The following is a 20,882-nucleotide window of genomic DNA, read 5'->3' on the forward strand; positions in this document are numbered from 1 at the left end:
TCATCAAAAAGTAAAGTGCCTATTCCTTTACCTCTCAGTTCTTCTGTAACCAAAAGATCTTCTAAATACATTCTTTGCCCTTTCCACGTACTATACCTGATGTAATAGAGGGCAAAAGCCTGAACAAAACCATTGGCTTCTGCAACAAAACCCCACCAAACAGGTGCTTTACCAAAACCACTTTCCTCAAAATGTTGTAGTGAAACAGTTACTTCATCCGGGGCTTTTTCAAACACGGCTAATTCGTGTATCAACTCTAAAATTCTTGAACAATCTTCTTTTACTGCTTTCCTGATTAAAACATTATCCATTCCGTGTTTCATTTTTTTTGCAATTATTACCTGAAGCTTCAAAAATACGTTATTGCCACAGTGAAAATGCCTCGTTGCAGTAATGTATGCTAAAGAGGCAATGTTAGCACGTTCAGAAGTAAGAAATCGTACATGGTAAGCATAAAGCATTTGTTTGCTGCGCAAAGATTTGCAGCACACGGGTGTGACACAACAATGTTTAAAGTGAGGACAAAAGTTGGCTAAAAAAGAACTAACGAAAGTTTCTTAAAATAAAAAGGCCGCAAAGAAATGGTCTTGCGGCTCAATATTTTATAGCTTTTAAAAAAAGGAAAACCTGGTTAACTCTTAGCATCGTAGGCCCACTTTACAAGAGTAGCACCCCACGTAAAACCACCACCAAAAGCGGCAAGTACAAGGTTGTCACCTTTTTTTAACTTGTTTTCCCACTCCCACAAGCACAACGGAATAGTTGCTGAAGTGGTGTTACCATAACGCATAATGTTAAGCATCACTTTTTCAGACGGTATGCCCATACGGTTAGCAGTTGCATCTATAATTCTTTTATTTGCCTGGTGGGGAACCAGCCATGCTATGTCGTCACCGGTAAGATTGTTTCTTTGAAGAAGTTCGTAAGCAACATCGGCCATTCCCACTACAGCAAACTTAAAAACCGACTGGCCCTCCTGGTAGATGTAATGCTCTTTTGCTGCCAGTGTTTCTGCTGAAGCTGGTTTTCTCGATCCACCGGCTTTCATGTTAAGATATTTTTCTCCGCTTCCATCTGTTTTTAAGTTGCTGTCTAAAACCCCGAAACCTTCTTCACTGGGCTCAAGCAGTACTGCGCCGGCACCATCTCCAAATAATATACAGGTCGTTCTGTCGCTGTAATCCACAATTGCACTCATTTTATCTGCCCCAACCACAACTACTTTTTTATATCGTCCGCTTTCAATCAGCGAAGCACCCATTGTCAATCCGAATAAAAATCCTGAACATGCTGCTCCCAAATCAAAGCTGAAGGCATTTTTAGCACCTATTTTTTCACTTATGATGTTTGCCGTAGCAGGAAATAACATGTCGGCAGTAACAGTGCAGCAAATAATTACGTCAATTTCAAGCGGATCAATACCTCTCTTTTCACATAAATTCAGAACAGCAGGCGCTCCGAGGTCTGACGTTGCTTTTCCTTCGCCTTTCAATATTCTTCTTTCTTCGACACCTGTTCTTGATTTTATCCATTCATCATTTGTGTCTACAAGTGTTTCAAGCTCTTTATTAGTCAATCTGTATTCAGGAACATATCCGCCCACACCGGTAATTGCTGCGCTAATTTTTTGTGCCATTTATTGCTTTAGTATTATTTAATTCGGGGGATAAAAGTAATTGTTTATTCTTGAATAGTAAAAGCGGCAAAGTTTGAGGCTTTTGGAGGTAGAAACATAACTAAAATAATATTTGTACTTCGCCTTTCATCTTATATTTTTGAAACCCGGTTAAATAATTACATGTGATTGCGTTTGTTAGAGGAAAGTTTGTGGTTAAGAATCCTGCCCAGGTTATTGTTGATGTGAATGGTGTTGGCTACGAATGCCAGGTTAGTTTAAATACTTACTCTGCTATCAGCAACCAGGATAGCGGTCAATTGTTTACCTATGTTCATATTACTGAAAACAACCAGACCCTGTATGGGTTTGCAGAGTTGTCTGAAAAAGAACTTTTCACACAACTGATAAGTGTTTCTGGAGTTGGTGCAGCAACGGCAAGAATGATGTTGTCTGGAATGAAGCCTGATGAAATTATAAAAGCAATTGTGCAAAGCAATGCAAGACTACTGGAAAGCATCAAAGGAATAGGCAGAAAAACAGCAGAAAGGCTGTGTTTAGAATTAAAAGACAAATTGAGTAAGAACCTGAATGAAATTATTCTTACTTCTTCCGGATCTAACAAAGTGGAAATGGATGCATTGAATGCACTAGTTTCTTTAGGAATTCCCAAGCTAAACGCAGAAAAGGCATTAAAAAACGTTATTGAAGCAAATGGCACCAGCATTCAATTAGAAGACCTCATAAAAAAAGCCCTGAAAAATATATAGCCTATAGAGAGAATTGTACTTTAAACAGCCCTCGGTGTCGATACGTTATTATTACAAATTTTCTTTAACAGTTTCCATTATTCTATCTGCTTTTGGGGTAACCTGTTCCTATGCACAAGATACAAGCCGTTCCACTTCTAGAGATACAACCCGCTTTCCTATAAGTGACAGAGTTGGAGATCCATTTACCTACAATTCAAATAATCCTTTCAATCTTTCTGATACAGCTTACATAAAAAGGGACATTCAATACGACCCTAAAACAAAGCAGTATTACATAGTAGAAAAAATAGGGAGTTCTTACTATAGAACGCCTACTTACCTCACTTTCGAGGAGATGATGCGTTTCAAAGCACGGCAGTCAGAAAGTGAATATTTTAGAAAAAGGGCGAATACTTTAAGTGTATTAAACAGGAAAGTTGAACGGCCTAAGCTTAGAACCTACGACAAATTATTTGATCGCATTTTTGGAGTAGGGCCTAATGGTCTTAAAGTAGATATTCGCCCACAAGGAAATGTAGACATTACCGCAGGATATGAAGGACAGAACATAAAAAACCCAACGCTTCCTGAAAGCGCCCGAAGAAATGGTGGCTTCGACTTTAATATGAATTCGAATATTAATGTGATTGCCAACATCGGGGATAAGTTAAAGCTTCCGATTAACTATAATACCCTTGCCAATTTCGACTTTGAAAACCAGTTAAAGCTGGACTACAAAGGAATGGATGATGAGATCATTAAATCTATTGAAGCAGGAAACGTTTCATTTACCTCAAAAGGAACCCTTATTCCAAGTGCCCAGAGTTTATTTGGGTTAAAAACACAATTACAATTTGGTAAGTTGTTTTTATCAGGTGTTATTGCAACTCAAAAGGCACAACGACAATCACTTGCTTTACAAGGTGGAGCCGCAACTTCCACGTTCAATAAAAAATTAGACGACTACGAAGAAAACCGGCACTTTCTTCTGGGAGACTATTTCAGGGCCAACTACAATACAGCCATGCAAAATTTGCCGGTAGTAACCACCCAGGTGCAAATTTTAAGAATGGAGGTATGGGTAACAAACCGAACCGGCGCAACAACCGATACAAGAGATGTGGTTGGCTTAATGGACCTGGGAGAAGGTACACCCTTCAATACCCGCTTCCAGGGTAATGGCGGTCTTCCTGCAAATGGCGCAAATAGTTTGTATACGACGTTAATAAATCAACAGGGTATCAGAAACCCAGTTACCATTAGTGCTAACCTAATGGGAATTGGGTTACGGCCAGTGGAAGATTATGAAAAAACGTTTGCGCGAAAATTAAGTCCTAACGAATATTACTTCAATCCTCAAATAGGCTTTGTTTCCCTAAACCAGCAATTGCAGTCAGACGAGGTTTTGGGGGTGGCTTACCAGTACACGTTTAACGGAAGAGTCTTCCAGGTGGGTGAGTTTTCACAGGATGTGGCTTTAGACTCTACCCAGGGCGTGCAAAAAGTATTATTGCTGAAATTATTGAAAGCCACTTCTCAACGCCCCCTGTTGCCCATTTGGAGATGGATGATGAAGAATGTGTATTCGTTAGATCTTCCCGGCATTCAAAGGCAGGATTTTAAACTGAATATCTTATACCAGGAACCAAGCGGAGGTTTAAAAAGATATTTACCAGAATCGGCAGCTTCAGTGGAAGGAAGAACGCTGCTTCGTATCCTAAACCTTGACCGGTTAAACAATCAAAACGATCCGCTGCCTGATGGTGTTTTTGATTATGTGGAAGGTTTTACTGTGCTCTCGCAACAAGGAAAAATAATATTCCCTGTATTAGAGCCTTTTGGACGCGATCTCGAAAGGCTTGCTTTCACCGGCGCCTCAGATACATTAAAAAATAAGTATGTTTATCGACAGTTATACGACTCAATAAAAGCAATTGCCCAAACGTACGCCAACCTCAACCGATACGTTATGCAGGGAGCAGGAAAAGGCAGTTCATCTTCTGAAATTTACCTTGGTGCTTTCAACGTTCCTCCCGGCTCGGTTACGGTAACAGCAGGGGGGCAAATACTAAGAGAAGGTTTTGACTACAGCATAGATTATAATCTCGGAACGGTAAAAATATTAAACGGAGCAATTTTAAACAGCGGCATTCCGGTAAATGTGCAGTTTGAAAATAATGCCGGATTCGGCATACAACAGAGAAGCTTTTTAGGCTTACGAGCAGACTACGTGGCTAATAAGAAACTGGCTTTAGGGGCAACGATGGCACGCCTCTCAGAACGCCCGTTTTTTACAAAGATGAATTACGGAGAAGACCCTATCCGAAACACGATGTATGGAGTCGATTTCAATTATCGCACAGAGTCGCCCAGCCTTACACGGCTTTTGAATAAACTTCCTTTTTACCAGAGTAATACCATGTCTACCATCAATGCTTATGGCGAGGCAGCTTTTCTGAAACCAGGCCATCCGCGCCAAATTGGATCGGGTAGCAGTGGATTGATTTATGTGGATGATTTTGAAGGAACCCGAAACAATATTGACCTTCGTTTCCCTTTTATATCATGGGCCCTGGCAAGCACGCCGCAAGGCAACAACTTATTTCCAGAAGCCGGTTTAACAGACTCCCTGCCTTACAACTTCAACAGGGCAAAATTAGCATGGTATAATATTGAGCCAATTCTACAGGATAGAAACAGTGTAAACAATCCGCTTAGGAGAAATGTAGCTGAATTAAGCGATCCCCGGGTAAGGGCTGTTTTTAACCAGGAACTATATCCGCAGCGTACAAACAATCTTGGCGAAAACCAGTTGGTGACTTTTGACCTTGCCTATTATCCCACTGATATAGGTCCTTATAATTTCGTAAGCGATCAAACGCAAGTAGAGGCAAGTGGTAAATTAAAAAATCCCCGTCAGCGTTGGGGTGGTATTATGAGGTCGATCGACCAGACTGACTTTGAAACAAGTAACGTAGAATTCGTTGAGTTTTGGGTACAGGATCCTTTTATTAAAAAGCCAAATAGCACAGGTGGTAAATTGTACCTGAACCTGGGCTCGATAAGTGAAGATGTATTGAAAGACAGTCGTCGGTTCTACGAGAATGGCCTCAACTCGCCAAATCAGCCTTCGGCTGTAGATAATAGTACAACCTGGGGTAGAACACCTGTAAACCCAATCCAGGTTACCCAGGCATTTAGCAACGATCCTGCTGATCGTCCTTTTCAGGATGTTGGGTTTGATGGATTAGATGATGCTGGTGAAGCGGCAAAAAGAGCTGCTTATTTAAATAATATCAGCGCCAATTTTGGCCCTGGTTCTGCCCTGTATGCAAGAGCCCAGCAAGATCCTTCGAACGACAACTATAAATGGTATCGCGACAACTCTTATGATGCCACCAACACTGGTATTCTGGGAAGATATAAGAACTTCAATAATCCCCAGGGCAACTCGCCAATAGCCACCGGTAATTCTCAATTTAGCCCCGCTGCTACCTTGTATCCCGACAATGAAGATTTGAACCGCGACAATACACTTAACGAAACAGAAGAATACTATCAGTATGCGATAGACCTTAGACCAGGAATGGACGTAGGTAATACAAAATACATTACCGATCGACAGGTGATACCAGTACGGTACGCAGACGGTTCTTCGAAAAATGAAAACTGGTATTTGTTTAGAGTACCCATTGCCGACTACGAGAAAAAAGTAGGAAATATTCCAGACTTTAAATCTATTCGTTTTGTCAGGATGTTTCTGACCGACTTCGAGGACTCTGTGGTGCTTCGTTTTGCTCGCCTTGACCTCGTTCGTAACCAGTGGAGAAACTTTGCTTTTAAATTAGACACTACAGGCAACTACGTTGCGCAACCAAGAGGGGGCAATACTACTTTTAATGTGCTTGCAGTAAACGTGGAAGAAAACAGTAAAAGACAACCTGTTAACTATTTAATTCCTCCCGGCATAGAAAGAGTTCAGCAACTAAGTAATAACGGAATTAATCTTTTGCAGAATGAGCAAGCCATGAGTTTTCAAATTCGCAATCTTGCAACAAACGATGTAAGAGCCGTTTTTAAAACAATGAACCTCGACATGCGTCAATATGGAAATTTACACATGTTTGTTCATGCTGAAAGTGCACCTTCTACCATTGCTCAACCTATAAACAACAACCAGCTTAATGCGGTCATCCGTATAGGAAGCGATTTCTTGAATAACTATTATGAAATAAAAATTCCGCTTCGGGTTACCCCTCCCGGCAATTATCCGAATACAGAGGCAGGGCAGCGAAGGGTGTGGCCCGACAGTAATAATTTAGATTTCAATATCCAGGATCTTGTTCAACTAAAAATGAGGCGAAATAGCAGATCGATGAATATTGCTAATTATTACCAGGAAACGGTTGGTAATAAAAAGTATGCAATTAAGGGCAATCCAAATTTGGGTGAAGTACAGGCATTTTTAATAGGCGTAGAGAATTCGCAATCGTCAGACGGTATCCCTGCCTCGGCAGAGGTTTGGGTAAATGAACTTCGCTTATCAAAACTAAATGAAAAAGGAGGCTATGCCGCCACTGGTCGTGTTGACATTGCTCTGGCTGACCTTGGAACCGTCGCTATTTCGGGAAGTACGCATACAACCGGTTTTGGTACACTTGAACAGAGAGTGAATGAAAGAGCCCGCGAAAACTTTATGCAATACGATGTTGCCGCTAACCTCGAAATGGGTAAGCTGCTACCAAAAAAACTCGGTATCTCCATTCCTCTTTATGCCAGTATCAATCAAACTGTAACTACACCTGAGTATGACCCGTACGATCTGGACATTCGACTTAAAGACAAATTGAATGGACTTTCAGGAAAAGACAGAACTAATTCTAAAAATGCAGCGATTGATAAAACAACTATTAAAACAGTCAACTTCACTAATATGCGGGTAATGCCAACCGGCAAAACCAAAATTTGGAGCATCAGTAATTTCGACTTTAGCTATTCGTACATCAAATACGAACAAACTAACCCTCTTATTCTTAAGAATGATGTTGCTAAGCACAGAGGTGGGCTAGGTTATACTTACAATAAACAACCGCAGTATTTCGAGCCGTTTAAAAAGATCATAAAATCAAAGTCGCCGTGGTATGCTTTGGTGCGTGATTTTAACTTAAACCCCCAGCCTTCCCTATTAAGTTTTAGAGCAGACGTAAACCGGCAGTTTGGAACGTTTGTACCCAGAATTGTAAATAGTTTCGATAATAAGGTAGATAGGGTTGATACTACTTTTGATAAGTTTTTCACTTTTGACAGGTATTATAATTTGCGTTGGGATTTAACCAAATCATTAAATATTGATTTTTCTGCGGTTAATAATGCCCGCATTGACGAACCTATGGGTTCACTTGACACCAGGTTAAAAAAAGATACTGTCCGCACAAACTTTATGAAAGGCGGACGTAATACTTTGTATCAGCAAAGAGCCATTGCAAGCTATACCTTCCCGCTAACGAAACTACCGCTAACCGACTGGATCAATGCGCGGTACAGTTATACAACTACCTACAATTGGATTGGCGCCAGTCGCCTTGCAATAAGCTTGGGTAATACCATTGAAAACAGCCAGGAAAATAACATTAATGGTGAGTTCGACTTTACACGGCTGTATGCGAAAAGCAGGTGGTTGAGGGCGCTAGACCAGGCTCCTGCTCCACAGCAATCAAACCCGCAGGATTCAAGTGCAAAGCGACAAAATAGAAGAGCAGTTCAAAAACCGAAGCCTGCTGATGCGCCCGCTGCTGTGTCTACTTTACCGTTAAGGGAGGATGTAATAAAAGGTTTATCTGGAAAAGAGAAAAGAGTAGCCTTACGCAAATGGAGAAAACAAAGACGGGAAGAGCGAAAAGCAGCACGCCTGTTAAAAGCGGCTCAACCGGTTGAAATGCCTGGAATTGCAAGAGCGGGGGGACAGTTACTCACGATGGTAAAACGTGCAACCGTAAACTTTGGTGAAAGTTATCGCAGCCGCATTCCCGGCTATACCGACAGTACAAGAATACTTGGCCAAAACTGGAACACGATGGCACCCGGACTTGACTTTGTACTTGGAAGGCAACCAGACACCAACTGGCTGAACCAAAAAGCAGCGAGGGGTTTAATAACACGTGATACAACTTTGAACTTCATGTTTCGGCAAAGCATAGACCAAAAGGTTAGCATTACTGCGCAGGTAGAACCAATCAGGGAGTTTATGGTTGATTTAAACATGGAGAAAACCTATACAAAGGATTATTCTGAACTATTCAAAACAGTATCTCAAAACGGAAAATTCGAGCATTTAAGTCCTTTGGCAACGGGCGGTTTCAATGTTTCTTATATCGCTTTTAAAACGCTGTTTACTAAAAACAAACCAACAGAAATTTCACAGACTTTCAGGCAATTTGAGGCTTACCGTCTTATTCTATCTGAACGTTTAGCGCTGGCTAACCCTTATCAAAAAGGTTTGGGCAATAATCCTGACGGCTTTTATAAAGGTTATAACCGTTACGCCCAGGATGTTTTGATACCTGCTTTCATTGCTGCCTATTCAGGACAGGATCCTAAAACTGTCGGGCTGATTCAGCAATCAAATCCTAATATCAAATCAAATCCGTTTGCCAGCATTAAGGCAAAACCAAACTGGCGGGTTACTTATACCGGCCTTACCCGAATTCCGGCATTGGCCAAAACTTTCAGTACCATCAGCGTCACGCATGCGTATACCGGAAGTTTGGGTATGAACAGTTTTAATAGTGCTCTAAATTTCACCGACCCGTTTGCCTACAGCGCTCCCGGATTTTTAGATACCATTTCCGGAAACTTCGTTCCTTTTTTCCTTGTTCCCAATATTACTATTCAGGAGTCATTCAGCCCGTTGCTTGGGATTGACGTTACTACTGTTAGCCAGCTAACAGCGAGCCTACAATATAGAAAGACCCGCCAGCTAAGTTTGAGCCTGGTAGACTACCAGTTAAGTGAAGTAAACAGTACCGAAATTACATTTGGTGGCAGTTTCAGAAAAAGAGGCTTTAACCTGCCTTTTAAATTACCGGGTACAAAAGGAAAGAAGCTGCAGAACGACGTAAATTTCAGACTTGATTTAAGTATTCGTGATGACGCAACCAGCAACAGTCGCCTTGACCAGGATAACGCCTTTAGTACCGGCGGCCAAAAAGTAGTTACCTTGCAACCTTCTATTGATTACGTGTTAAACAACCGGGTAAACATAAAGTTTTATTTTGACCAGCGAAAAGTAGTGCCTTACATTTCTACCTCTGCTCCAATAACTAACACCCGTGCAGGAGTTCAGATTAGAGTTTCACTAGCACAATAGCTAAATAATTTTAAATGAAATAGATGAAACACCCTGGTCTTTGCGACCGGGGTGTTTTATTTACGGCATTTTTAAAAAGCCCAATAAACACATTAAAGTAAAAGAGTGTGACACAACAATGGTGACAGCAGTTTTGAAGTTGATAAAAAAACCTATATAGACACTTAAAAAAGTAATTTTTTCACACCGCCATAATCTTCTTTTTTTGGAAGTCTTTTGATACAAACTGTTGAACTGATAGCAACTTTTCTTGCGACGCTCCTTTTATCTTTTGTAATGCTATTTTGCAAACTCAAACATTGCTTACTCGTAAGCATTTTCAAGCCAGGGCAAGCAAAAAGTAGCAATATGGTATCTAATAAAAGCAACACTAAACAGAGGTTCGGGTTTCGGCTCTACTTCTAATCGTTAATCCATAAAGCCCCTCTTTCTGTTTCCTTTTCACTAAATCAGCTACTATAAAAAAAGTTTTTCAAAAGCAACTTTTGGCACCAGATTGGGGGGGGGGTATAAGCATGGGCTTTTTACGATATATATCTGTGCAAGCAAAAAGTTTTCCGCGAACCGTTTATTCAATGCATCAGTTAAGTGAGTCATTGATTATCTGTTATTCCATAACAACCTGGCCCTCCATTCTCGGTTACCGCCCGCCTACCATTTATCTTGAAAAAATAAATGGCGACTGGGAATACAACCGATCCTTAAGTGTTTATGAAATCCCCGAGCCTGTTATTACAAAAATTTTGCAGTATCTAAAAATTGAAGTCGCCCGGTAAAATCGGCCACTAACACAAAGGAATGGAATAGTTTTTTTAGTTGAATTTCAACTAAATATAAAAAATGTACACGTTAGGTGTTAACGCTGTTTTTCATGACTCTGCTGCTTGTATATTGAAAGATGGAAAGCTATTAGCTGCCGCCGAAGAAGAACGCTTTACTCATATTAAGCACGGCAAAAGACCTGTTCCTTTTAGTACATACGAACTTCCCTATCACGCTATAAATTATTGTCTTGAGGTAGCCAATATTCACTTAAACGAGGTTGATCATTTCGCCTATTCGTTTGACCCGTCTTTACTTCTTGGTAAACATACAAACGCCAATTCTTTAAATTTACCCCTTAAGCCAAGCAAGGCGCCGAAAGGCGAGGAATGGCTATCTCCCTGGGATCCTCTATTTTTATCCTATATAGTTAATGCCCCTCTGCAGTTAACGGGCGGGTATCCGCATTATTTGCAAAAAAGATTTAAAGGCGCTGATATTAGTGAAAGTCAATGGCATTTTGTTGAGCATCACGCAGCTCATGCTGCAAGCGCATATTATCCCTCTCCGTACTCGCATGCCGCTGTTATTACTTTAGACGGAAGAGGCGAGATTGCAACAACAACATATAACATTGGCAACGGAAACGAATTAACCAGGATTGGACAAGTAAACATGCCGTCTTCGTTAGGGCTATTATATGAAAACGTCACTTCTTATCTCGGCTTTTTACGTAGCTCAGATGAATATAAAGTAATGGCACTGGCATCGTACGGGAAGCCCAAATTTGTAAAGGATTTTCGGGAAATAATTCAATTAGAACCGAAGGGGCAATACACCGTAAAGAACGAAAGCCTGACCGAAAGATTTGGACCTGCAAGATTGCCCGATGAAGCATTTACAGCGCACTATTTCGATATTGCACATTCGCTTCAGATAGTACTTGAAGAAACCTCACTTGAACTTTGCAATTGGTTATACCATGATACAAAGGAAAAAAACCTTTGTATGGCGGGGGGCGTAGCATTGAATTGTGTAATGAACGCAAGAATAAAAGACAAAAGCCCTTTTAAAAATGTATGGGTACAGCCGGCAGCAGGAGACTCAGGAACTGCTTTAGGCGCCGCCATTTGGGTTGATATAAAAACAAGAAAAAGCGCTTCTAAAGATTTTGAAATGAGCCATGCTTATTGGGGACCACAGTATAGTGAGGACGAGATTGAGCAGTTTTTGAAATGGACAAAAGCCAGGTACCGAAAGCTGAAGAATATTGCAGAAGAAACAGCCGAGATTTTAACAGAAAATAAGATCGTTGGGTGGTTTCAGGGTCGAATGGAGTTTGGACCAAGATCGTTGGGTAGCAGGTCGATACTAGCGTCACCAATACATGCTGAAATGCAAAGCAGGCTAAATGAAGTAAAAGACCGGGAAGACTTCAGACCAGTTGCACCGGTAGTTCTGGAGGAAGATGCAGCAGACTGGTTTGAAGATGGAGACTACTCCCCTTTTATGTTATTCGTCTACAAAGTGAGGCCAGAAAAAGCCGACAAAATACCGGCCGTAACACACGTGGATGGAACAGCACGAATACAAACTATAAACCGGCAACAGCATCTTTTGTATTATGACCTGCTGAAAGCTTTTAAAAAGAAAACGGGCGTTCCGGTCTTAGTTAATACATCATTCAATACTTTAGGCAAACCCATCGTTTGTACTCCGCGCGATGCGGTAGAATGTTTTTATAGTTCACCTTTTGATGCGCTTGTTATAGGTTCATTTCTATTGGAAAAGTAATGAAAGACATAAAAATTTCTGTAGTAATTCCAACTTATAAAAGACCAGCCCTATTAAAAAATTGTCTTAAAAGCCTGGCCAACCAAACGCTGCAAGAACAGCTGTTTGAAATTATTGTTGTAAGCGATGGACCGGACCGGGAAAGCGAAAAGGTAGTTTCAGAATCGTCGATAGAAGGGCTTCAACATATTCGCTTTCTTTCTCTACCAATTAAAAAAGGCCCTGCCGCTGCGCGAAATCTCGGTTGGAAAAATGCCCTGGGAACTATAATTGCTTTTACTGACGACGATTGTTTGCCGGACATACGGTGGCTTCAGAATATTGTTGCAAAGTATAACGGAGAAAAAGAAATTGCTTTTACGGGAAAAGTGGTTGTGCCTGTTAGCGCTCCACCTACAGATTTTGAATTAAATACAAAAGGGCTTGAAAAGGGTGAATTTGTTACAGCGAACTGTGTGGTAACTAAAGCCGCATTACAAAAAATAGAAGGTTTTGATGAAGCGTTTGAAGCAGCATGGAGAGAAGATAGTGACCTTCATTTTAAATTAATTGGTCACGGCATCCCGATTATAAAATTAGAAGAAGCAATAGTTGTTCATCCGGTAAGAAAAGCCCCATGGGGAATAAGTATAAAAGAACAAAAGAAGACCATCTTTAATGCCTTGCTTTATAAAAAGTACCCCACACTGTACAGGCAAAGAATAAAGAGCGGTCCTTCATGGCGTTACTATCTTATCATTCAATTTTTCGCCTTGTTTGTCATTGCAGCAATCCCTGGACTAAAGTGGATGATGCTTATTGCATTATTGGGCTGGATTTTATTAACGGCAGAATTTACTATTAAAAGATTATCATCAACCCGAAAAACAGGAAGCCACATTTTTGAAATGATTGTTACATCTGTTGTCATCCCTTTTTTGTCTGTTTACTGGACATTATACGGCGGCCTGAAGTACAGGGTATTATTTTTTTAAATAAAAGACTATCTTCTTAGCACTCCGATTAACGGGGTTAAGTAAAAAGCATTTGAAATAATTTTAAGATTACCAACAGGAAAATTTGGATTAATGAAGCTTACAGGAATTAAAAAAATAGTTGTTTTTCGTGCGTTGCAAATTGGAGATATGCTTTGTTCGATTCCTGCAATACGAGCTTTGAAACAAGCATACCCCGATGCACAAATTACGTTGGTAGGGTTACCATGGGCAAAAATGCTGATAGAAAGGTTTCCTGCATATTTTGATTCGCTGATTACTTTTCCTGGCTACCCCGGCTTCCCAGAACAGCCTGTCAATCGCGCAGCATTTCCCGATTTTCTAAAACTGATTCAGCAACAGCAATTTGATTTGGCTTTGCAAATGCAGGGAAGTGGCATCATCTCGAATCCCTTAGTCGACTTATTTGGCGCTAACAACATTGCGGGCTTTTATACACCTGATAATTACTGTCCTGATAAAGATCTATTCATTGAATATCCTTCCAACATTCATGAAGTGCGTCGCCATTTACAATTAATAAAAAAGCTGGGCCTTGGCGACGTTTCACCCGACCTTGAATTCCCTATAACAGAAAAGGATAAAGAAGACTTTGCAAAAGCAGCTTTGCCGGTTAATGAAAAAGAATATGTAATTCTTCATCCGGGAGCCAGGGGTGCAAACCGGCAATGGGCACCTGCAAATTTTGCTGCTATCGGAGATTTTTGCTTTGAAAATGGTTTAAAGGTTGTAATTACAGGCACACAAGACGAACTGGATATTGTACAAAGCGTAATTCAGCTAATGAAGCATAAACCTATTAATGCAGCAGGCAAAACATCGCTTGGTGCAGTGGCAGTTTTAATTAAAAATGCTGCAGCTTTAGTTTCCAATTGCACAGGGGTTTCTCACATTGCTGCCGCACTTAAAACGAAAAGTATTGTCATTAGCCTTGATGGAGAACCGTTTCGATGGGGGCCTTTAAACAAACAATTGCATAAAACAATTGATTGGACTGTAACGACAAACCTGGACCTGGTAAAAGAAGCGTTAGGAGGACTCTTATTAAATGGCCTTAAAGTTTAAAGAAGAATGCGCCTCTAAAGAAGTCTCTTCTAACAGTTGAGTTATGGCAGCAACAATTTCATCTGCACAGGGTATCGGCAGGGAGTCTTTATACACATCTTTATACAGGTATTGAATAACCTCATTTCTGCTACGACTATCGGCATCTACCCCAAATTCCAAAACTCTTAAAGGAACATTCCATGGTTTATGTTGAGGATTGGTTTGAGCATACAAAACAACCACAGGAGTACCAACTGCGGCTGCGATATGAACTGTTCCCGTGTTTACGGAAACTACTAGTCGTGCTTGTTTAACAAGCGCGATGAACTCCTGTAAGGAAAATATTCCCGCAAGGCAAAAGGCATTTTCGCCTGTTAGTCTAGCTAATTCATTGCATGTCTGCTTTTCTGACGCCGAACCTGTAAATAAGATTTGAAATCCATTGTCAGCAGTCATATTTTTTGCCACTTCTACCCATTTCTCAATTGGATACTCGCGCTTTTTTTCACTCACTCCGGCATGAAAAATTAACCAAGGCTTAGAAGGATTTATACCCCCGTACTTTAGTTTGTTTTCTACTACTTCGTTAATTGCCTCTGGAACGGCCAGACCCAAATTAATATCGTTGGTTGTTGCATCGATACTTTTCACGAGCTGCAAATCGCGCTCCACCTGGTGTTGAATAAAAGTATAAGGCTCTTTATCAGGAATCCAATTTGTGAGTAAAGCATAAGGGTTCTCCCGGCAGTACGCAAGTCGTAAAGGAATATTTGCCATATAAGCAATCATGGCGGCAGGAAGAGGATTTTGACTAAACACAGTAAAAATTACAGCGGCATCAAAGCTTTTTTCTTTTAGTTGCTGTACCAGTGCAAAAATTTCTTCGCTTGCGATTGCCTCGTTTGATTTTATCCACGGAAGATCGAAAACAATAACATCATCTATCTCCGGAATAGAGGGAACTATACCTGCCGCCATTGAAGAGGTAAGAACAGTGATCTTAGAAGAAAAGGTTTCTTTTATAGCCCTGATTGCTGGGGTAGACATAATGAGGTCTCCCATGTTGTCTGCCCGAATAATAAGAATATTCTTACAGTGCTGCCAGCTTTGTGTCATTTAATTCTTTAGTTTCATGCGAGTTAGCACAGATAAATTTAGCAGCATCCAGAAAGTTTTCCGCTATATATGTGGGAGTACGAAAAGGGCCTTCTACCCATTCCGTTTCATTTCCATTATTAATCACTATTGATCTGCACCCTGCGCGGTTTCCCGCTTCGGCATCATGTAGAATATCTCCTATCATCCACGATTGTACAACAGATATTTCGAGATCTTTTGTGGCTTGTAAGATCATGCCCGGTTTTGGTTTTCGGCATTCGCACGCTAGTGTATATTCCTGTACTTTTCCATCAGTATGGTGGGGACAGAAATAGTATTTTTCAATTTCAATTCCTTTTGTATTCAACAAAAGGTCAATTTTTTGTTTGACCTTTTCTAATTCATTTATTTGAAAGTATCCTCGTGCCACGCCTGCCTGGTTACTGATAACAACGAAAATATAGCCCTCCTTTTTCAGTAGTTTCAGTCCCTCAACCACTCCAGGTTCAAGGGACACCAAATCAGGATTTACATTGTAAGGAACGTCTGGTATAAGCGTTCCATCTTTATCAAGGAACACAACTTTTCTTTCATACATCTTACAAATATAAGATTAAGAGATTGCAGATACCCGACCGCTCGACGATGAAGGCTGTACATCAACATTGAGTTGCCGATGAACGTATTGCGACGCAACAATGAGGCAATGAAAACTAATGCTGGTAACAGAAAATAACTAAGCCGCCTGGCTCTTTTTATTAATTGTTTCCTGTGAACGTGATTTAGACACCAAGGCAGGCACCTGTATTTGTTTGTACAAGTCAGCCACCAGACTGGCAACTTTTTGCCAGGTAAAATTTTCTTTCACTCTTTGGATAGCAGCTTTTTTCATTTGCTGGTGCAGCCCAGGATTGGAAATAAGCAAATGAACTTTTGAAGCCAACGCATCGGGATCATTCGAAGGAACTAGAAAACCTGTCTTTCCATCTAATACACTGTATTTGATACCGCCAACATTCGATCCGATAACCGGGGTACCACAGGCCATAGATTCTAATGGGGTGATTCCAAATGGTTCGTACCAGGGAGTAGAGATAAAGATATCGGCCGCGCAATAATAGTATTTCAGCATTTCACGGTTCTTTCTTCCTACAAAGGTCACCATATCTTCAACGCCTTCTGCTCTTGCTATTTGTAACAGCCTTGCAATTTCGGGACAAGCCATTGGGTTTGGATCGTCGCTTTCGCCTCCAACTACAACCAACCTGTATGCTATGCCCGAGTTTTTCAATTTTCCAAGAGAACGAACAACATTATCTACACCCTTTCTCGGAACCATTCTGCCCAATTGCAAAAGAATTTTTTCATCAGTTTTCAACCCAACTAAAGTGCAGGCAATTTCCTTATTTATTGGATAAAACTCTTTAGCACTAAAGCCACAAGGAATGATGGTTATCTTATCCACCGGAGTATCATAATATTCAATCAAATCACTCTTATCCTGCGGACATTCTGCTATTACCGCATCTGCATACTGTACAATTTGCTTTTCGATCTCGATTCTTTCGGGAGGAAACTTGTCGCTTTTGCCCTGGTAAATTTGTCGAACGAATCCTAAAGCGTGGAATGTTATTACAAAAGGAATTTCTAATGCTTCTTTGATCCACATGGCGACCAGGCCTGACATAAAAAAGTTTGCGTGAATTAGGTTGTAGTTACCTTTTTCAGAAGTTATAAACTCTATCATATCATCTTTAAATTCAGGCATAAAAGGCAGAAGTTCCTCTTTGGGAAGTAAACCAATCGGACCTGCTTTTACGTGTATCACGCGTATGTTATTTTCCCAATCGATCACTTTGGGAAGTTTAGGATCCTCCCAACGCGTAAAAATGTCGACGTGGTGTCCCCCTGATGCAAGGTGCTTGGCAAGTTCTGCTACATAAACATTTTGACCTCCACTATCAACTCCGCCAAGAGATGCTAGCGGCGAGGCGTGCTCGCTGATAAATGCAATCTTTCTTTTCATATAGTAGTTGTTTGCAGCATTTTCGGTGAAGGAAATACTGTATTATTATCCGATCTTACTAACAAATTACTTTTTTCAAATAAGTGAACAAAAATAGTTTTCCATGTTTGGGGATATGTTTTTATAAAGGATGATAATGAGAAAGTTAGAAAAACGTGACAAAAATTGTTGATCCGCCTACCATACCAAAACACACTATTTTCTTTGTCGGTGATTACCATTTCCTTTAACTCCTTGGCTATCGTTACTGTTGCAGAGGAAACTAGATTTGATAAGGCATCTAAAGCAACTGGCAGATTAAAAAAATTATTACGGACTATTTCTTTTTTAAACTCAAGATCTACCCCGTCAGCTTTCTTTGATGTATGGCCACCTGCAGTTTTAGAAAAATTAATTTTTTTAAGAAGAGCGTTAAAATAGTTTAAAAAAAATTTCGTGTATGTTTTACAGCTTTCACTTTCAACTTTTTTTCCCCGCTCTATCTCAATTACCATATTTATTGTTTAATCCTAATATTAGTATAATTGTGAATTTCAATTTTAATACCATTTTGATTTTCAATGCGAATGCAACTAAAAGGCCGTTAAACACCGTCTAAGACCTACTTATCAAATGAAATAGTAGAAAAATTTCCTCGAGCTGTTAATAAAAAGTTAACATCAATGTAGATGGTTGAAATAAAATGAGTTATAAAGATTTGTGGATAAGTAGTTTTTTTTGTGCCAGTTTTTTACTTAATGCCGCCCGCTCTTCTTCAACTTTTCGTATTTTTTTGTTTTTTGCTATTCCGTCTCATACTTTTGCACCAGTTCTTAAAACACTTATCAAGAAAGGCAGAGGGTGATGGCCCTTTGAAGCCTTGGCAACCCTTACATCTCACTCTACTTGTAAGAAGGTGCCAACTCCATCCTGGCAAAACGGGAAAGATAAGCATGAGTAAAAGTGTTTTATAATCTGCATGATTTGAAACTATAAAGCTCATCTTTCTACAGGGGGCTTTTTTTATTATTATCTAACCTTCTTTGCCCAGGTTCTTACGTTTTAAGAATGTAACAAGTAAAAATTTAAGCAAGCATGGAAGCCCATAAAAGTCTTACAATTGGAATTTTTGGATTTGGTGTTGTTGGAGAGGGACTATATAAAGTTCTTCACCAAACCCCGTCGTTAAAAGCGCAGATAAAAAAAGTTTGTATAAAACATCCGGGTAAAAAAAGAAATGCGCCGGCCGAGCTTTTTACAACAAGCAAAGAAGAACTGCTTTTTGATGAAGATATAAACGTAATTGTCGAAGTTATTGATGACCCTGAAGCTGCTTTTGAAATTGTATCAATGGCGCTAAAAAATGGTAAGGCGGTAGTAAGCGCCAGCAAAAAAATGATTGCAGACCATTTGCCAGAGATACTGCAATTACAACAGCAAACAGGGCTACCATTTCTTTATGAAGCGGCTGCTTGCGCTAGTATTCCGGTAATTCGCAACCTGGAGGAATATTATGATAATGATCTTTTACATTCTATAAAAGGCATTATAAATGGTTCGACCAATTTTATTCTTTCCAAAATGTTTGAAGACAGGCTCGACTTTAAGGAAGCTCTCATGCTTGCACAGCAACTGGGTTTTGCCGAAAGCAATCCTGCCCTCGATGTAGAAGGTTATGATGCCGTAAATAAGTGGAGCATTTTATTAAACCACGCCTATGGTATCGTCGAAAATCCGAACAATCTCCTGTTTAGTGGCATTCAGAATATCCAGTTAAGCGACGCTATGGTTGCCAAAGAAAAACAGGTTGATATAAAATTGGTAGCCCAGGCAAAGAAATTGAAAAATGGAAAAGTTGCTGCGTTTGTGTTACCGCAATTTGTAAAGCATGATGACGCGCTTTCATTTGTAAAGTACCAATACAATGGGGTGGTTATAGAAAGTGGTTTTGCAGATAAACAGTTTTTTTATGGTAAAGGTGCCGGAAGTTTTCCTACGGCCTCTGCTGTGTTAAGTGATCTGTCAGCTTTACGCTACGATTATAAATACGAATACAAGAAACTATATCACCATGTACCGAACGAACTTACAAATGACTTTTATGTAAAAGTGTATGTGAGTTTTGACGACTGGGCCTACATTCCCCGTGAGAAATTTGAGTGGATAGAGGAATGGCACGCACAAGCTGAAAGAAAATATTTAGTAGGTGTACTTCATGTAAGTGAATTAAGAGACAACACTTGGTGGAAAGAAAATAGAACTTCGCTTGTTTTAACTACTGAACCTATTATTGAAGATTTTGAAGTATTAAAGCTGAAGAAAAGAAGTCTGGAGCTTGCAGGGATAGTGTAGGTTTTTTATAATTCTTTTTTTGTGACCCCAACGCCGTGCTACTATAAAACTTTTGTTGCGTCGCACCTGTGCTTTTTTATCCGCAGCAACAAAGGGCTAATAAATGTTGCTCAAGCAAAATAGCAGTACCAATGATGAACGGATTGCGACGCAACAACGATGCTATAACAAACAAATGCCGGTACACAAAAAGTACCGGCATTTGTTTATAACTCAAACTTTTAGAATTAGTTACTGCTGCAAAAGGTTTATACAATCCCTTAAGCTCTCTTTCCAATCTTTTAATTGAATACCTACAGCTTTAATTTTTTCCTTGTTCATAGCGGAGTACCCGGGCCTTTTAGCAGGGGTCGGATAACCCGAAGTATCAGTTGGTTGCACATTGCAATCTAAACCAGACAGGTCACGAATAGCGACGGCGAAATCAAACCAACTGATAATACCTTCATTTGCAAAATGATAAATGCCACCTTCAACATTTGGCATTGTAGCAAGTTGCATAATACAACCAGCCAGATCAGCTGCATACGTCGGTGAGCCAAACTGGTCGTTAATTACATTTATACTATCACGCTCTTTCATTAGCCGAAGCATTGTTTTTACGAAGTTGTTCCCAAAAAAACTATACACCCACGATGTTCTGATAATAACCGTCGACGCCAGTTTTTCCATTGCAATCTCCTCTCCTCTCAGCTTGCTTTCGCCATAAAAGTTAACCGGGCTAACGGGGTGATCTTCCTTATAGGGACTACTTGCCGTTCCATCAAAAACATAATCGGTTGAAACGTGAATAAACTTTGCTTTGGTTTTAGCGCAATTTTCTGCAAGGTTACCAACGGCATCGGCATTTATCTTTAACGCCAACTCCTTTTCCGTTTCAGCTTTATCAACGGCAGTATATGCCGCAGCATTTATGCAAATAGCAGGTTTATGCTCCATAAAAAACGCGTTCACCTTTTCAGAGTCCGCAATATCCAACTCTGCTACATCAGTAAAAACATAATCAAATTGAGGATATCGGCCAGCTAAAATTTTCAGCTCATTTCCTAACTGTCCGTTTTGCCCTGTTACAAGCACAATTGGTTTTGCCATAGTA

At 40.2% G+C, this 20,882-nt stretch carries 14 protein-coding genes and 1 riboswitch; of the genes, 7 read left to right on the top strand and 7 right to left on the bottom strand.

Features of this window, described 5'->3' with window-relative positions; genetic code table 11:
- On the bottom strand, positions 1–461 hold a 461-nt coding region (locus JWR87_RS07460; RefSeq protein ID WP_297817710.1), incomplete at its 3' end, for a GNAT family N-acetyltransferase.
- Between the two features lie 170 nt (positions 462–631).
- Entirely contained in the window at positions 632–1,636 is a 1,005-nt protein-coding gene (locus JWR87_RS07465; RefSeq protein ID WP_297817713.1) for a beta-ketoacyl-ACP synthase III, read from the bottom strand.
- Positions 1,637–1,800: 164 nt separating this feature from the next.
- Between JWR87_RS07465 and ruvA the strand changes: the two genes are divergently transcribed.
- The 6 genes from ruvA to JWR87_RS07495 all read left to right on the top strand — a co-directional run bounded on the left by ruvA (position 1,801) and on the right by JWR87_RS07495 (position 14,349).
- The gene (gene ruvA / locus JWR87_RS07470; RefSeq protein ID WP_297817715.1) at positions 1,801–2,385 is read left to right on the top strand and encodes a Holliday junction branch migration protein RuvA; all 585 of its coding nucleotides are present in this window, start codon (positions 1,801–1,803) and stop codon (positions 2,383–2,385) included.
- A 34-nt stretch (positions 2,386–2,419) separates the two neighbouring features.
- Positions 2,420–9,733, top strand: coding sequence for a cell surface protein SprA (gene sprA / locus JWR87_RS07475; protein ID WP_297817717.1), 7,314 nt, complete (start codon positions 2,420–2,422; stop codon positions 9,731–9,733).
- Positions 9,734–10,308: 575 nt separating this feature from the next.
- Entirely contained in the window at positions 10,309–10,509 is a 201-nt protein-coding gene (locus tag JWR87_RS07480; RefSeq protein WP_297817720.1) for a hypothetical protein, read from the top strand.
- 64 nt (positions 10,510–10,573) lie between these two features.
- Positions 10,574–12,289: a carbamoyltransferase C-terminal domain-containing protein gene (locus JWR87_RS07485; protein ID WP_297817723.1), complete on the top strand. Its 1,716-nt coding sequence runs from the start codon at positions 10,574–10,576 to the stop codon at positions 12,287–12,289.
- Complete coding sequence (locus tag JWR87_RS07490) at positions 12,289–13,263, top strand: glycosyltransferase (RefSeq protein ID WP_297817726.1); 975 nt, start codon at positions 12,289–12,291, stop codon at positions 13,261–13,263. The genes JWR87_RS07485 and JWR87_RS07490 overlap by 1 nt, the downstream gene beginning before the upstream one ends.
- A 93-nt stretch (positions 13,264–13,356) precedes the next feature.
- A complete protein-coding gene (locus JWR87_RS07495; RefSeq protein ID WP_297817729.1) occupies positions 13,357–14,349 on the top strand; it encodes a glycosyltransferase family 9 protein in 993 nt (330 codons plus the stop codon).
- On the opposite strand, the gene JWR87_RS07500 is transcribed toward JWR87_RS07495, so the two are convergent.
- From JWR87_RS07500 to JWR87_RS07515, 4 genes are all read right to left on the bottom strand, one after another.
- Entirely contained in the window at positions 14,329–15,447 is a 1,119-nt protein-coding gene (locus JWR87_RS07500) for a glycosyltransferase family 9 protein (RefSeq protein WP_297817732.1), read from the bottom strand. The genes JWR87_RS07495 and JWR87_RS07500 overlap by 21 nt on opposite strands.
- On the bottom strand, positions 15,422–16,027 hold the full coding sequence (locus JWR87_RS07505; protein WP_297817734.1) for an HAD family hydrolase: 606 nt from the start codon (positions 16,025–16,027) through the stop codon (positions 15,422–15,424). The genes JWR87_RS07500 and JWR87_RS07505 overlap by 26 nt, the downstream gene beginning before the upstream one ends.
- Before the next feature lie 138 nt (positions 16,028–16,165).
- A complete protein-coding gene (locus JWR87_RS07510) occupies positions 16,166–17,455 on the bottom strand; it encodes a glycosyltransferase family 1 protein (protein WP_297817737.1) in 1,290 nt (429 codons plus the stop codon).
- Positions 17,452–17,949: a hypothetical protein gene (locus tag JWR87_RS07515; RefSeq protein ID WP_297817740.1), complete on the bottom strand. Its 498-nt coding sequence runs from the start codon at positions 17,947–17,949 to the stop codon at positions 17,452–17,454. Before JWR87_RS07515 ends, JWR87_RS07510 begins: the two co-directional genes overlap by 4 nt.
- Before the next feature lie 324 nt (positions 17,950–18,273).
- A riboswitch (SAM riboswitch) is annotated at positions 18,274–18,388 on the top strand.
- A gap of 141 nt (positions 18,389–18,529) precedes the next feature.
- Between JWR87_RS07515 and JWR87_RS07520 the strand changes: the two genes are divergently transcribed.
- On the top strand, positions 18,530–19,786 hold the full coding sequence (locus tag JWR87_RS07520; protein ID WP_297817743.1) for a homoserine dehydrogenase: 1,257 nt from the start codon (positions 18,530–18,532) through the stop codon (positions 19,784–19,786).
- A 231-nt stretch (positions 19,787–20,017) separates the two neighbouring features.
- Here JWR87_RS07520 and rfbD read toward each other — a convergent pair whose 3' ends face one another.
- Positions 20,018–20,878, bottom strand: a complete 861-nt coding sequence (gene rfbD, locus JWR87_RS07525) for a dTDP-4-dehydrorhamnose reductase (protein WP_297817746.1) — start codon at positions 20,876–20,878, stop codon at positions 20,018–20,020.
- Positions 20,879–20,882 lie beyond the last annotated feature (4 nt).

The organism is Segetibacter sp. (assembly GCF_025963695.1).
Lineage (GTDB): Bacteria > Bacteroidota > Bacteroidia > Chitinophagales > Chitinophagaceae > Segetibacter.

Bases quoted from the DNA above. Each gene is read 5' to 3' on its own strand.
- JWR87_RS07505 (WP_297817734.1), bottom strand. From the start codon at position 16,027: ATGTATGAAAGAAAAGTTGTGTTCCTTGATAAAGATGGAACGCTTATA.
- JWR87_RS07465 (WP_297817713.1), bottom strand. From the start codon at position 1,636: ATGGCACAAAAAATTAGCGCAGCAATTACCGGTGTGGGCGGATATGTT.
- rfbD (WP_297817746.1), bottom strand. From the start codon at position 20,878: ATGGCAAAACCAATTGTGCTTGTAACAGGGCAAAACGGACAGTTAGGA.
- JWR87_RS07485 (WP_297817723.1), top strand. From the start codon at position 10,574: ATGTACACGTTAGGTGTTAACGCTGTTTTTCATGACTCTGCTGCTTGT.
- JWR87_RS07500 (WP_297817732.1), bottom strand. From the start codon at position 15,447: ATGACACAAAGCTGGCAGCACTGTAAGAATATTCTTATTATTCGGGCA.
- JWR87_RS07490 (WP_297817726.1), top strand. From the start codon at position 12,289: ATGAAAGACATAAAAATTTCTGTAGTAATTCCAACTTATAAAAGACCA.
- JWR87_RS07515 (WP_297817740.1), bottom strand. From the start codon at position 17,949: ATGGTAATTGAGATAGAGCGGGGAAAAAAAGTTGAAAGTGAAAGCTGT.
- JWR87_RS07520 (WP_297817743.1), top strand. From the start codon at position 18,530: ATGGAAGCCCATAAAAGTCTTACAATTGGAATTTTTGGATTTGGTGTT.
- JWR87_RS07480 (WP_297817720.1), top strand. From the start codon at position 10,309: ATGCATCAGTTAAGTGAGTCATTGATTATCTGTTATTCCATAACAACC.
- JWR87_RS07495 (WP_297817729.1), top strand. From the start codon at position 13,357: ATGAAGCTTACAGGAATTAAAAAAATAGTTGTTTTTCGTGCGTTGCAA.
- JWR87_RS07510 (WP_297817737.1), bottom strand. From the start codon at position 17,455: ATGAAAAGAAAGATTGCATTTATCAGCGAGCACGCCTCGCCGCTAGCA.